The organism is Thalassomonas actiniarum, from assembly GCF_000948975.2.
Taxonomy (GTDB): Bacteria; Pseudomonadota; Gammaproteobacteria; order Enterobacterales; family Alteromonadaceae; genus Thalassomonas; species Thalassomonas actiniarum.
The window spans coordinates 77,800-93,340 of the sequence record NZ_CP059735.1 but is presented as its reverse complement, the minus strand read 5'-3'; the positions used below and the strand labels follow the sequence as shown (position 1 = coordinate 93,340).

Sequence of the window (15,541 nt, the reverse complement as noted above, 5' to 3'; positions counted from 1 at the left end):
GTCCGTTATCTCACCCGCCAAAGGGATAACCTCATTGATTAACTCCGCCAAGAGAATCAATGCCTGTAGTTTTCAGGTCTTTTCAGGTCGTATCTATACGACCAGTATCCGCCCGTAGAACTTAAACGCTTAATAAAAAAGGGTTTTCTTCCATCATGCGTAGATACTCAAAGTAGTCGCCGCCGGTATAGGCCAAACCACCCGTTACTGTTTTTAAGTGTTTTGAATGTAAGTTTTTCATGATATCTCTCTTTTTTTCTTTGCTAAAAGTGAGATGAAGGAATTGACTTTCATCTCGCACAAACCTTATTACATATTTTTGGAACTGCCGGTTATCTCCCCGTCAAAGGGATCACCGTTATTGATTAAATCCGCCAAGATAACCAATGCCTACATACTACTAAAACTTGTTAGGGACGTCAACCCTAAATTTGAATTTTACCCATCAAATTCAAAGACTTACATCGACACGCGCACTCTCAAACAACATAAAAACTGACCTTTTTATGCCGTCTGGTTACTTACCGTATTATCCAGATAACCATATACAATAAGGGGAATGTTTCCTCCCCGCGAAAACCGCCGTTTCGACGGTTAACTTAGCTATAGAGTTACTGAGGTGGGTGAAAGTAATTTTCACCATGAGATGTAAATTCACATCCCGCACAATCCTTATTACCTATTTGAGTTGTCGATTATCTCTCCCGTCAAGGGAGTAACGTTTCTTGATTAAATCCGCCAAGATAATCAATGTCGATGTACTATCAACCCAGTTAAAAAAGCTAAGCTAAAAACCCTAACAGAGCTTGTTATCTCAATAACGGGCTTTGACAAACCCGCTATCGGCATAACAAGGCCGCAAGCAACCTTCAATACCTAAATCTGAGAATACAAAAGACTTTCCCCATATAGCAGCCGATGACAAAAGGCTGAAATACCTGTAAACGGCCTCAATAAACTCTCTACATTAAGCTTCCCATCACCGACAATCACTTTATCGCCAGTGACGAGATATAACTTACCTACCGGTGCTTAAGCCAGTACAAAATCACACCCTAAAGGTTCAACTTGCGTGGTTGCTTCCACATCGCTGACGTCTAGCTTAACCAGCTGCCGCGCTGTTCGCTCCTTGCCTAATACCGGTTTGTCAACATCAACAATTTTACCGTAACGCAGTGCTATCACCCTGTCGGCACTGGCTATCGTTTCCGGCCTATGGGCAATAATGATCCGGGTAATATCTAAATCTCTCACCGCATCATTTACAGAAGCTTCCAGTGAAGTATCCAGGTTACTGGTGGCTTCATCCATAAAGAGGATTTTAGGTTTACGGTACAGCGCACGTGCTAACAACAGGCGCTGTATTTGTCCGCCGGAAAGTGCCGCTCCCATATCACCAACCAAGGTGTTATAGCCCATGGTCATTTTCATAATGTCTTTATCAATAGCGGCAATTTTCGCCGCCCATTCGACTTGTGCCATATTCAATTCGGGATCATAAAAGCTGATGTTATCGGCAATAGAGCCGGAAAGTAGCTGATCATCCTGCATGACAGCGGCAATTTGCTTGCGGTATTCACTTAATCCCAGTTGCCTGATATCAAGCCCGTCAACCTCGACTTTACCGCTTTCAGCCTCAAACAAGCCCAGCATGATTTTCGCTAAGGTAGTCTTACCACAACCTGAAGGACCAATAATCGCCACAGATTCACCGGCTGTGATCTTCAAGTTTAAGTTTCTAAAAACCGGCGCTTCCTTTTCATCGTAGCGATAGGTCACATTGTCTAATTCGATACCGCCTGATATTTCACGGCCACTGGCAGTACTTTGCAGGCTCCCCTCTTTTTCAGTGAGAGAAATATCTGCCAAACGATTAAAATGTAAACTCAACATTTTAAATTCAATAATTTTTTCAATGAGACTACCCATTTTCTCGGTAAACTGGCGTTTATAGGCCATAAAGGCAAACAGCATACCAACCGACAAGTCCCCATCCATCACCAGGATGGCGGCAAAATAAACCACAATCACATTTTCAAGGCCGAAAATCAGCTTATTAAAGGCTTCATAACCAATATTTAAGTGGCCAACCCGGATCCCTGAATTCAAACTGTCGGCATATTTATTGTGCCAAACCCCTTGTCTTTGCACTTCACGGCCAAATAACTTAATCGTTTGAATGCCACGCACCGTTTCCATAAAGTTTGACTGCTCTTTCGCCTGGTTAACGATCACCTCTTCCGACATTTGCCTTAACGGCCGATACATGGCAATTCTGAACAAGGCATACAGCACAATGGCAATCACCACTACAGCCGACAGTTTCGGGCTATAAAGAAAAATCATCACTAAAGTTGTAAGCGCCATCAGGCCATCAATCACCGCTTCAATCACCCCCTTGGTCAGTAATTCTTTTACTTGCTGCAAGGAGCCGAAGCGGGAGACGACATCACCAATATGGCGTTTTTCAAAGTACTGCAACGGCAAACGCACCAGATGATGGAATAAGTTGGCACCCAACTGGATACTCATCAAATTCCCGAAATGCAGAAATAAGATACTTCTGACCGCACCGGTGATCATTTCAATCAACATCAGCAGACCAAAACCTATTCCCAGTACCGCCAGTAGATTCTTGTCATAACTTAAAATGACATCATCCACCACCAACTGCATATAATAAGGGCTGGCAATGGCAAAAGCCTGCAGTAATACCGACAAGATAAACACTTTAGTCAAGGTTGATTTCAACCCGGTAATCGTGCCCCAGAAATCTGACAGTCGCATACTGACCCGGTTATCTTCAGAGGTAAACTCTTTGGTCGGCGATAATTCTAATGCCACGCCGGTGAAATGTTTTGAAAACTCTTCCATGGTGTAGCGGCGTTCCCCTACCCCAGGATCATGAATTTCAACGCTGTTTTTGCTTACTTTTTTCAGCACCACAAAGTGGTTCATATCCCAGTGCAAAATACACGGGGTTTTCAGTTGCGGTAAATGCTCCAATTCAAGCCTTAATGCCCTGCTGCTTAAATGCAGTTTATCTGCAATTTGCATCAGCTCTTCCAGGTTGGCCCCTTTCATCGAAATGGCATGCGACTGACGCAACTGGGTTAAGTCGGTTTTATATCCGTGGTAGCCTGCCACCATAGCAATACAAGCTAAGCCACACTCGGCGCCTTCCGTTTGCAGTATGATCGGCAAACGCTTTAATCCGCTGAATTTTAATAGATGCCTGGGGTTTTCCATCAGATATCTCCTTTAATGCTGTAAATGGGTTCGAATAACCATTCAAATAACGAGCGACTGTCTACCATGATATCGGCCTCCAACAACATGCCAGCCTGTAACGGCACTTCCAGTCCGTAGGCAATGGCCTCTTGTTGCTCTATATCGACCACCACCTGATAAACCGGCTCCTGTAAGCTCACCGGTAAATTCGCTTCATTGGGTAACAACACCGACTTAGACACTTTTTCTATTTTTCCCTGGTAGATACCAAAGCGCTGATAGGGAAACGCCTGATAACGAATGCGTGTTTTCTGACCTTCTTTTACAAAACCATAAGCTCGTGTCGGTACATAAAGTACTGCCTCTAATTTTGCCTCTTCAGGTAATATCGTCATTAACGGATAATTGCTTTGCGCCATCATGCCGACATTCACCAGTAAATTAGTCACGGTACCGCGCCGATTACTGCGGATATCTAAACTGCGTTGAGCGTCAGCCTGGGAGATTTCCTGGTTGATACCGGCTAACTGGGACTTTAATTGTCCTATTTGCTCTTTATGTTCAATCGGCATTTGTTTTGCCTGAAAGCGGTACTGACTTAACTCTTGCTTCTGCGATAATACCTGGGCTTGAATATCTTCCACTTGTTGTTTCAATGCTAAATAAGCATCCTGCTGATCCTGATATTCACGCTGGGATACAAAGCCGCTTTTGATTAAAGAAGCGGTATCATCAAGCTTTTTCTTGCCAAGCTCTAAGCGCTCTTTCAATAACTTTTGCTGGTTTTGCGTTTGCAATAACTTCGCTTTGCTATTTTCCATCTGCACTTTGTTATTTTGCAGATCGACTTCAAATAATTGCTGCTGGGAACTAACATTCGCGCCGATCAAATTCTTTTGCGTAAGCAGCTCCTCAATAATGCTGTTGTTATACTCTTTACCTGAGCTAAGGTGGCGATCCATTCTTAACCGGGCCAACAACTGCCCCTTTTCAACCAGGTCTCCTTCCTCAACATACATTTCATCTATGGTGCCCGGCGCCACCGGATAGATTTTACTGAGTCCGGTATTCGGCCTTAAATAGCCGGATACCGCCTCCTTACGATGATATTCACCTAATAGTAAATAGGTAAAGCCTACCGCTACTATGATCACGATTAACACCGCAATGACATTAAATGACATATGCGTCGCCAGGGTGACATCACCATCGAGTTTTTGTCCCTGATGTTTTATTGCTTCTTTTCGAAATAAATCAGACATCTGTCACCTCAAAGACACTCAACAGACAAGCACGTGGTTGATTGTAGTTTCCAGTCATTCGATGTTTTCGTCATCACATGAAGGTTACCGCTTTGGTTTTTCATGCTATTGCCTTCTTGCTCACCCTCGAATAACACCCGATCGCGGATCACCAACAAGTCATCCTGCTTGGCCACCAGCTCTATCGCCTGGATCTGAATATTAATATCAAGCTGTTTTCTCATCGCTTCATATTGTTGTTTTACCCCGTTAAGGAAAGGGGAGTCTTCATGAAAAAACTGATCAAGCTCTTCTAAATTTCCGTTACTGATAATTCCATAGTAATGACTGAAATATTCGTTAATTGTCATATTCTTCTCCGCTGAGCTCGTTTGTTACCAGGAACAACAAAATTCAATGTTTGCGTAAATACATTTATCGTTTTTGATGCCTGTAACGCCTTTTTCTCAGTAACAGTAATTTATTGTGAAATCTTTTTATCACCCCAAGGCGACAACCTTACTTTGCACAAAGCACTTTCTTTGCCGGGAGCATATTGTGAGTTTTTTACTTGGCAGTCAAATTCAGGAGTCAATGCAAAAACAAAAACAAAAACCAATAAAATACAAACAGATAACACGAAACGTTATTTAAGAGTAATGTTTTGAAAAGCTATTTATATGGCTTAATAAGGAGCCTTTACCACTATCAACTAAATAAAATCTCCCCCCTGTGTATAAAAGTAATAACCAGACAAGCCCCCTCATCACTTTGATGAAATAACAACCACAGAACAAGGGCGCAGTGAGTTTCCCGGGATCAACTAAGACCCCCATAAAGCGATAACACACAGCTTCATTCACAAAAGAATAAATATGGTCTGAACTTGTCAGGCTAAGGTGCACTACGAACTACCGCTATTAGTGGCGATTTGGAAACAGGCAAGACTACAGATAAATAATAAGGATGCCAGCCTAGAGTATAAAAGAAGAAGTAGGACACTCACCATTTCACTACATAAGCTCAGCTAAGCAATTATGCTTAAAAGGAAACATGAGAATAAAGACAGGGCCACCCTAAGCTTGCCCTGTAGAAAGGATAATACTAAAGCCAGACTTTTTATCAAATAACAACCGCAGAGCCTTAGATACAACATTTGAGCAAGCAGAAGTCACTACCTCAAAGTTAATTTCATTTATAGATAACATTTACCAGCTGTAAAAAAAGCTCTTGGTAAATACCTTTGCACATAAAGGTTACCAAGAGCTGTGATGGAAAATATTTTCTGTTTGGGCAATCAATACTCAAATTGCAATAAAAACAACAAGCACAAAGTTGTGTTTAATTATCTAGCTTCAATTTATGCATAAAATAACGAATGCCAGGAATTAAAATCCTCTTGACAACTCTTTTACCCGCAAAAGAATTATCAAGAGCTTCTTTTTTGATATCGCACTTCACTCAAATAAAAGTTACCAAAGCTTAAACCAAGATTTATCCGCTGTTAGCTTCACCATTATTATCAAAGCTCAATTTCATCACTAGCTCTGCTTGCTCATTAACAACGTCATCTAAAAAGCGGAACAGCTCTGGGCCGGGAGAAATCACCGAAAAATAATAAAGTTGGCGATTAATATTAACTAAAGCATCTTCGATTTTAATTTCAAATGCTTTCCCTCTCAGATAAAGGCAGCAATAAATACCATCAAGGTCAAGGTTATAGCTATTCCCCTGCTCACTAGTGATTCTTAATTCGCCTGTAATATCATTACTGATAATTTCAGCAATGATATCCCCTTGATGAAGACGTTCTCCTATCGCAATCGTCTTCGAATAGAGCTCTATTGCTCCCCTTGTGGAGGAACGTACATGCCAAACATTTTTATCATCGCGGACAGATAATATAACATCCCCCCGTGCAACTTGCGCCCCAGGTTTAGCAGCGATTTCAATAATTTCACCTGAATGCCTGGAAATGAGCAAGTCTGATGGCCGTTCAAATAAATGAACATGGATATCACCCGCAAATGCATTTAAAGAATTAAAGATCAGCGCCACCAACCCTAGCTTACCTGCTTTCATACTTTTCCCTATAGAGCCAATATTATTTATATACGTGATTTTCCATATTCCCTGGCTAACAGGCATAAACCATACTTAGTATGTCATACTACCGGTTTAGCCATACATTCAAATGATCAACTCTTATTCACTAGTAAGGTGGTAAATAGTAATATTTCCACTAACAGCCTGATAATTATCTTCTTATATTACTCAGTAATGCTTTTAGTTTCTGAAGTAAACTCTGGATCTTTCCATCCCCCACCAGTAATATTTTTTGTCATAATAAGCGGCAGGCACTATGATCTGCGGACAAGTTCTTTATCTGCTTCTTCTTAAGCAACAACGTTAATTTATTTTTTAATTTCATTTATGACACCAAAAGTAAAAGCCTATTTATACAAATCATTACGGCAAGTTGTGAGAACTAACCAAGCTTAGGTGGTATTACTCACTTCCTTAGGTATGCCGTAGGATTACACTTTCTTTCGGTAGTTACATCATATTTGTAGGAGGTTTAGGGCGCTCGGTGGCATTTTTAGTTCCATCGTCTCCAGTCCCTCCAGCAACAGCCTTTGTTACATCTACAGGTAAACATAAGCTATCAGGGCTCAAATTTATTAATTTTTTCTTTTTAAGTACAAGTGATAATTTTCGTTTTAAGTTCATATTTACTTCTCTAGGTTAAATTTAATGTGTAGTGATAATTCAAGTAATTTTCTACATTCTGCACTACCTGATAACAGCTCTAACAATAACAAAAAAATGATCAATGTAAGTTATGGATTAATTATGAATACTTTCGAACAATTAGAGGTAAAATATTGAAACAAAAGGGATTGTAAAAAATCATAAGATTTAATAAGGTTTGAAATAACCTAACAGGTAATGTTATTAACAAAATAAAGTCTATAAAACGAAAAGAACCCCTGATAAAAATTGCTACAAAACAATTTTTATCATATTATTGTATCTCCTTATTACATCTGCATTTTCTCGCACATGTAACAAGCCCTGAACACCGCCATGTTCAGGGCTTACTCTATCCTATAAAAAATAATTGTTATTTTTTGTAAACGCCAAACCTTTGATCTTGATTAAAAAAATGACAGCTCTAATCTCTACACCATCACTACCCCCTCATAACATTTGCGCTTTGATATTTGATATTGTTAGAATTTCGTTTATAGAATGAAAATACACACCCCAAAATTTCATCCTTTCAATAGCAATCCAAGAGCAGTAGTATGCAAATTATCAATGAAAGTGAAATTGATTTTTCCAGAAAAATAAAAGAAGTAAAATTTGGCTTCTGGAGCCTTTTTCCAAAAGAGCAAACGATTTCCGATGGCGCCGTTACCAGAGAGCTTGAACCCCTTCTATATAGCATGCTGTGTTATTTTATAACTCACCATGATCGCATTATTAGCCGACAAGAACTTATCGATAATGTCTGGCAGCAAGCTTATGTTGATGATAATGCCATCAACAGGGCAATTTCTGAATTACGTAAGGCACTCAAATCTGAAATACAAAGGGGTCATATATTAAAAACCCACTATCGTAAAGGGTATAGTTTTTTACTCGAAATAGAGGTCGTTTATCACCCCCAAAAAAATCCACCAACCACAGAACCCTTAATAACTACTTCAGCATCCCAACCTACGGCAGAAAAAGTTGATACGGATAACTCAGAAAAAAAACCATTAGCGACAAAAGACTTTTCACATCCTAAGCAAGTCAAAATAAAATACTTATATGTATTTACCTGCTTGGTTATCGTCCTTACATTTGGAGTGCTATTCAAATATATCTACCCGTTGGCAACGATAACTTCAGATAATAAAATAGAAAAAAAGCAGTCTTTAGTATACAGCCAGGAAATTCTGGCATGGGAAAAAGGCACGGTCACCATCCCTAAGCTATCAAAAAACAAGCAGTTGCTCGCTTATTCTTTTATGCCTGAAAACGGCTATAAAGATGCTTTACACATCAAAGATATGGCCACTCTGAAAGAATACAAAATTACCGAACATGAGGCGAATGTATTTCCTGTAGGCTGGTCTGAAAATAACGATCTATTTTATCAAATATTCGATAGAAGTAATAGATGTGAATTATGGCAAGTGAACCTAAATAAACATATTAGCCAAGCCCAACATAAAAAGTTATTTGATTGTAACACCAATAACTTAATAAGTGGCGAAGGGATAAACAACCAATTACTTTATACCAAGTATAACTACCGAAATATTGCTAATTTATCAGCAATCGTCAGCCGGGATCTCACGACAGGTAATGAATTTCAAGTTACCTCGCCGAACATTGAAATACTGGGAGACTATTTTTTAAAAATTTCCAAGAAGAAAGATAAAATACTTTTTTTAAGGATGCAGGCAAAAGGTTCACAAATCTATATCGCCAATATCGATGGTAGCAACCAAAGCATGCTCTTTGACCTTGATTATATTATTGGTGCAGTGAACTGGTCTGCGGATAACGCAGCCATTTTCTGGCATGCCCCCAATCAAAAAAAGCTTTTTACCTATGAACTTACCAGCAAAAAATTAACTGAAGAAGATGTTAACACCCAATATAAACTAGGTAAGCTGTACTCCACTGATATTATCAATAAAGAAAGACTGATTTATAGCACCTATTTTCATGATTACAATATCGCTAAACTTGACTTAACATCTGAAAAAAAAGAACTTTCTGAATATTCCAAAACTGATATTGTCGAACGCCATGTGGTTCCCTACCATAAAAGCAATGAGAGCATTTATGTCGTTCAGCAAGGGGGCAACAGTCTTTGGCACTATAAAGACGGTATCAAAAAGAAAATTAAGGATTTACCTCTTTATAGCGGAAAACTTAAAACCATAGCTATATCGCCAGACGATAGCCAGATACTGGTTGCCTGGAAAGACCGGTTAGTTATCTATCAGCTCAGTGATTTTTCTATAAAAAAAGATGTCAAGCTGGACGGTATCATCAAAACAGCAAGCTGGCCTTTGGCAGAAAAGGTTTTACTCACTTATACCGAATCGTTAAAAACCAATGCTTGGTTTTATGATTTACAAACCGACAACTTGATAAAGTTAACAAATTCACAGCTGATCTCAGCCCAATTAATAAATGAAAATGAGCTGCTGTTCCTCAATACAGAAATTCAGCTCATCAAAAAAAATATTGCAACCAGCCATTCTGAGCCTCAAATAAATTTTGCCGGTCAATTAGAGCTTATTTGGAGCGCAAATAATGAACATGTTTATTACAGCTTTGATAAAAGAATAATCTATAAAAAATCACTCAACAATAAAACCCCTGCCGAAGAAGTATTCAGGTTAAAGCATAGTGACGTAGAACAATTACATATTAAAAGCAGTGAGTCAGGCGACGTACTCTATATGACGACATGGAAACAAAAAAATAATTACCTGCTCGATTTGACATTAAAGAAAACACAATAAGTAACTTAGCAGTTATACTTTTGCAAAATAACAAAAAGCCAGTCACTCAGACTGGCTTTTTTATTAGCAAATATCCGGTATGAGATTGATTAAAACTTACCGATATAATCAAACGAAAAAGTACGCCCCATCACCCCTATCATGGTCGGATAGACGCTACGGTCAAACCAGGGATCGGTGCCGTCAAAGCTCTTGTCGTTGCGGGGCCGGCTATCACGCAGGTTGTTAACCCCCAAACGTACGCTATGGGCATCGGTAATATCATAGTTAACCCCGAGGTTATAAATCAGCCAGGGTGCTAAACGTCCCGCCAGCGCCCGCCTTTCGTCATTGGTATTACGTGTCGGATCCGGATCTTCCCAGTTCCAGCTGGAGCCGTAACGCATTTGCGTCAGGGTGATGCGCAGATCGTCTTTTGCCCAGGCAAAAGTGCTGTCCACTTTAGAGCGCAATGCACTGTTTAAATAGTCATCCCGGTAATCATCATCGATTTCTTCACCGGCAAACTCCTGGTTGACCATCTCCAGCACATGGGTATATTTTATTTCCGCACTGAATTCCCCCCAGTTGCCGGCATCGTAGAGGTAATCCAGCTGCATGTCGAAACCGGTTTGTTCGTTCAGCGCCTGGTTCACATAAGTACTGTTCCAGGACTCCACCGTTAAACCTGAGTTGGGCATAGAGCCGTCAAAGCGGGTACTGCGGCTTAAAATAAACTCACAATCCACCCCCTGGGTGTTGATGCCTTCACGGCAATCTCTTTCCTTACGGAAATAGTTGTCGCTGTTCCAGGACTCCACCTGATCTTTGATCTTGACCTTATAGAGGTCAAAGGTCCAGTTCAGGTTGTCCATCACATCCCAGGAGAAACCGACAGAGGCGGAATAACCGGTTTCTTCATGCAACTTGGTATTGCCGGTTTGCGTCACTTTAACCCGCTGTCCTTCCTTCAGCTCACCCGGCAATTCCGGGTTACACTGCACCTGCAACGCCGCCTGATCGACCGCATTAAATCCGGTATCCAGCCCCTGGCTCAACTGCAGACACTTGGTTTCCAGGTAATAGTCAGTGATCCCCAGATAGGAGCCGGATGGTCCGGAATTGATCTGGTGAATATCCGGCGCCCGAAAAGTTGTGCCATAACTGGTGCGCAGCAATAAATCTTCAGTAGGCCGGTACTGTAATCCCAATTGATAGGTAAAGGCGCCGTCGACATCGGTTTCATCATTGTAATAATCATAACGGCCGGCAATATTGGCAATCACCTGCTCGGTAATGGGCACCTCAAATTCCAGGGCTATGCCGTACCTGTCACGCTCGCCACCGCCTTCGGTGCCGGTAAGACCATTGCCCCAACCGGTATTTTCATTCAGGGTGCGGGGATCGACATTGATTTCATAATCTTCACTCGAGTATTCAAGTGCCACCGAGAAGCCCAGCTCACCGGCGGGCAACTCATATAAGGCTCCGCTAATAAAACCGTTTAGGGTGGTAACGCTGGCATCTGCGGTCGAATCATTTTTCTCGACAATGGCGGCACGTCCGGCTTCATCCAGCGGACTCCAGAAGCGATCATAATTCGGGATATATTCCATACCGGGCTCACCGGCTTCAACCCCTACCGGGGTTCCGAGAAAATATTCCCGCGCCTTATCCGAAGCGATCAACAATTCATGCTCCCTGTTATCAGTGGCGCTGTGGGAAAGGGTGACCTGGTAATCATAATCATCGAAAATGGTACCGTTAAGCCCCAGGGAAACATACAACATATCGTCTTCGAAATAGGATTTATTATCGCCGACCTCTTCTTTACTGAAGGTGCGTTGCAGAAACAGATAGCGCTCATTCTCGGCATCCCAGACAAACCCCCCGCCGTCATGATAACCCGAGGTCATGGTATCGGTTCGCCAGGAAGCACCATAGCCACCCCGCTGGGCGGCATCGCTGGTCCAATACAGTACATCTGCCGTTAACTGGTGTTGCTCGGCAAAATCCCATTGAAAATTGCTGTACACGGAAATGTTTTCCCGCTCGTTGATATAAGAAGCGTCTCCCGTGGTATCCCGGCCACAATAAAAACCGCGGCTGGGACGCTCCGACAGCTCAAAATCCGGATACTGATCACAAAGGTTGTCGCCAAACTCATCCGGGTGCAGGTAAACAAAACCTCCTTCCCAACCCCCGGCCATAATGGAACGCGAGTTAACCCGATAATATTCCGGCTGGGTATCCGTGGCAGGGCCATCATTAAAATCATCCAGCCAGTCCCTTTCGCTGCCAAGCAACATATCCTGATCGGAATAATCCACGGCATAACTCCAGGAGAAGTTTTCACTGCTAAAGCCGCCGGTAAGGGTTAACTTGCGGTTATCGCCGCCACCGGCATCCGAGGTATTGTGATGCAGGGTAACGGTTGTCTCTTCAATACCTTTCTTGGTAATGATATTCATCACCCCCGCCACCGCATCCGAGCCGTAGATGGCCGAATTGCCCCCGGTTAAGATTTCAATCCTGGCAACCGCAGATGTCGGTATGGTCGACAGGTTAAAAACATTGTTTTCACTGTTATAGGCCCGGGGATAATTGGCAACCCGCTGGCCGTTGAGCAAAACCAGGGTCCGGTTTGCCCCCAAGCCGCGTAAATTCACGGTTTCGGCATTAGGAGTAAAAGTATTGGTATAGCCCTGCCCCTGGTTGGTGCCTGTGCCGGCGGTCAGGTTTTGAATGGCTTCATACATATTGCTGAAACCTTTATCGCTGATATCATCCGCGGTCAATATCACGATAGGCGAAGGTCCCTCAAGCTCGGTGCGCTTGATACGCGATCCCGTCACCTCTATTTTTTCGATTTCTTCAACATTGCTATTTTGGCTAATGCTTGCGGCAAAACTCAAAGGCGCAGCAGTCACACAAAACATTAATCCCAGGCGAACCGAGTTCGCCAAATGTGTCTGTTTAAACATAAAACTCTCCCTGTAACATCCATGATGTTGACATCAATTATTAGTTTTTATTGTCCGGCAGATACTTCCGCTGCCAGAAACCAATATAGAACAGCATGTTACAAAAGAGAAGCAAATTGATTACATTTTGTTACATTTAACAACAAAACGACACATTTCGTAATAGTCGCCTCAGCCTACTGCTACTGCCTTTCAAGGTATTATTTGCTCTCGCCGATATTTTCATTAAGATAGCTCCATAACAGATAAACATTGATGTCTATTCTTTAGTTCATTCAGTAGTTGTCACCGGACACGGCAAGCTGTTTTTGTCTTGACCGGAGTGCCCTGCCATGCCATTTCCCGTATTAATGAGCCATGACGAATGGAAATCACGCACCGCCGGCGGTGTGCTTTGCAGAAGAAGCGACGCCCTGGCGGACGTCGATACCGCCATTCAAACCTATGAGCACGAACGCAACCAGGAAAACCTGGACGACCTCAAGGTAAAATTTTACTACTGGTGCCGCTCCAAAGAAGATTTCACCCGATCGGTGAGAAATACCGGCTCCCAGGCCCCCTGGGAATTACACCTGAAACTCTTTATGACCGGCAAATCCGACGCCAGCGCCTTAAGGGAACTGGCTGAATTGCGCGCCATGCAGCAGGGTTTGTGCGCCCAAATGTTCTGGGGCTGCAATATGCGCTTTAAAAGCCGGCTGGAAACAGCAAAAGGGTTTATCAGTGATGTTAAGTCACTGTTGGAGCAAATGGGCATCAAGGGCATTACCGTGCCGGATATCGTGCGGCGCATCATCAACGGCATCCTCGGGCATTTTGCCCCTGTCGGTAAAGCCATCTCCAGCGCCCTGGCTCCCATCAATACCATCATTAACCGGGTGATCGACTTTTTCAAACAGCTGGTAAAAACTCTGGCCATCCCGGTACAGACCTTTATCGAACTGGTGAAAAACGAAATACTGTCTTTGGTGGAGCGCTTGATCGGCCATTTGCTGCCGATGGCAAATGCACTGGAATTTGTCACCACCTTTGGCCCCGGGGTATATTACCTGGTAAAAAAACAGGTGTCGGTGTTTCAGTCCAACCGCGCCAGAAGATTTGCCTGTGACGGCGATCCCAGGGGCGCCTTCGACCAGTTGCATTTATTACTGAAAAGCGAGCGTAATGCCCTCGCGGGAGAGCTGTCTGCTTCCGCCATTAAGGCGCTGGTAGACGGGGTGATGCCGATGGCGTCACAGGCTGTGGCCTGGGCGGATGATTTTCGCAAAACCCTGCAAAGCATTATCACCACCATACGCCAATGTATGGAAATGAAAAAAGCCAATAAAGTTTTCCGCCAAATCAATGCTTCCATGACCTCAAGCAGTTTTGATTTGTCCATTTTCAGCGTCAGCCCGTTGATCGCCAGCCATGTCATCAGCAGCGCCAGCCAAAGCCAGCTGGTGGCCATGATGCCCGGCAATACCACAGGGTTTGCCACCTGGATCAAATATACCCGTTTAGTGATCGATAAACACATCAAACCGATGCAAACCGAGGCCAGACGCATTATCGACGAACATCCGTGCAAAATAGAAAATATCGGCGACGAATACCGGCTGCACCTGGCGGGACAAACGGAATTGATGCGCACCGCCATGGTAGAGCATCATGAAAAATCTAAAGATTATTTGGCCACCATCCCCAGGGCGGCGCTGCTGTCCGCCATCAGGCGCTCCGATACCGGCAGCCTGGCCCCGGTCACTCCCCACTTAGGGAAAACCACGGGTTTACTGGACGATATCACCTGGTTTAATCAAAAAGCATTAAAAAAAGCCGCTACCCGCACCGGCCAAACCACCGGGGTACTGGATGAAGTGACCTGGTTCAAAAAAGAAAAACTCAACGCCGCCTCCACCCGGAAAGTAAATCCTGCGCTGGAAATGCGTAAATTTGAACTGGCACTGAAGCAAGTCAACAATCAAATCCTGGCACAAACCTGGCTTAATCACCAGGCCTTTTCCGGCATACGTTTGGGAGATAAAGTGATCGACCTGTCACAATGGAAAAAACTCAGCTGGGTACGTTTTGGCCGCCGTCATGAGTTTACCAAGAGTATAGATAAAGGCCTGGTGGGTTATAGCCAGCTGTTCCAGGTCAACCGGAGTAAATACGGCCAGGGAGCATTAACTAAGGATAAGCTCAGGAGCTGCCTGGAAGACATCAAGGCGCGTATCCATTACCTGATGAACCAGCTGCTTAAGCCCCTGCATACCTGGCTGGATCCGAAAAACAAGGTACACCAGACCAGCAAGCGCCTTAGTGCCATGACCCGCCTCAGGGAGCTGATCGATAAAGAAGTGGATAACCTCAGTCGCTTACACAGCGAATATTCCACTAAATCCCGGCAGGCACAATTACTCTACGCCTGATCTGAGCCGGTAGTGACCACCTGCCTTGCTTCCAAAGAAGCAAGGCATTTCCTGCACCGCCGCTCTTTCACGTCCTGTGATCACGGCATGGCTTATAGGGACATAAGTCCTTAGTTTATGCCGGGAGCAAATAAACTGATGTTACTTCCGTATCACCGTTC

The 15,541-nt window shown here is 43.2% G+C and carries 8 protein-coding genes; 2 read left to right on the top strand and 6 right to left on the bottom strand.

The features are described 5' to 3' along the window. Nucleotides 1-1,032: 1,032 nt before the first annotated feature. The 5 genes from SG35_RS00360 to SG35_RS00340 all read right to left on the bottom strand — a co-directional run bounded on the left by SG35_RS00360 (nucleotide 1,033) and on the right by SG35_RS00340 (nucleotide 7,202). Nucleotides 1,033-3,249 (bottom strand): peptidase domain-containing ABC transporter, encoded by a 2,217-nt coding sequence (locus tag SG35_RS00360; protein ID WP_044835232.1) that lies wholly within the window; start codon nucleotides 3,247-3,249, stop codon nucleotides 1,033-1,035. Beyond that, nucleotides 3,249-4,493, bottom strand: coding sequence for an HlyD family secretion protein (locus SG35_RS00355; protein WP_044835231.1), 1,245 nt, complete (start codon nucleotides 4,491-4,493; stop codon nucleotides 3,249-3,251). The genes SG35_RS00360 and SG35_RS00355 overlap by 1 nt, the downstream gene beginning before the upstream one ends. A gap of 8 nt (nucleotides 4,494-4,501) precedes the next feature. Then, nucleotides 4,502-4,843, bottom strand: coding sequence for a nuclear transport factor 2 family protein (locus SG35_RS00350; protein WP_044835230.1), 342 nt, complete (start codon nucleotides 4,841-4,843; stop codon nucleotides 4,502-4,504). A 1,123-nt stretch (nucleotides 4,844-5,966) separates the two neighbouring features. Beyond that, nucleotides 5,967-6,554 carry a biotin/lipoyl-containing protein gene (locus tag SG35_RS00345; RefSeq protein WP_160298356.1) on the bottom strand — a complete coding sequence of 196 codons (588 nt, stop codon included), beginning with the start codon at nucleotides 6,552-6,554 and terminating at the stop codon, nucleotides 5,967-5,969. A 474-nt stretch (nucleotides 6,555-7,028) separates the two neighbouring features. Continuing rightward, nucleotides 7,029-7,202 (bottom strand): hypothetical protein, encoded by a 174-nt coding sequence (locus tag SG35_RS00340; protein ID WP_160298355.1) that lies wholly within the window; start codon nucleotides 7,200-7,202, stop codon nucleotides 7,029-7,031. A gap of 578 nt (nucleotides 7,203-7,780) precedes the next feature. Between SG35_RS00340 and SG35_RS00335 the strand changes: the two genes are divergently transcribed. After that, nucleotides 7,781-10,006 (top strand): winged helix-turn-helix domain-containing protein, encoded by a 2,226-nt coding sequence (locus tag SG35_RS00335; RefSeq protein WP_044835228.1) that lies wholly within the window; start codon nucleotides 7,781-7,783, stop codon nucleotides 10,004-10,006. Nucleotides 10,007-10,095: 89 nt separating this feature from the next. On the opposite strand, the gene SG35_RS00330 is transcribed toward SG35_RS00335, so the two are convergent. Continuing rightward, nucleotides 10,096-12,969, bottom strand: coding sequence for a TonB-dependent receptor plug domain-containing protein (locus SG35_RS00330; protein WP_044835227.1), 2,874 nt, complete (start codon nucleotides 12,967-12,969; stop codon nucleotides 10,096-10,098). Between the two features lie 332 nt (nucleotides 12,970-13,301). Between SG35_RS00330 and SG35_RS00325 the strand changes: the two genes are divergently transcribed. Then, nucleotides 13,302-15,380, top strand: a complete 2,079-nt coding sequence (locus tag SG35_RS00325; protein WP_152646779.1) for a hypothetical protein — start codon at nucleotides 13,302-13,304, stop codon at nucleotides 15,378-15,380. Nucleotides 15,381-15,541 lie beyond the last annotated feature (161 nt).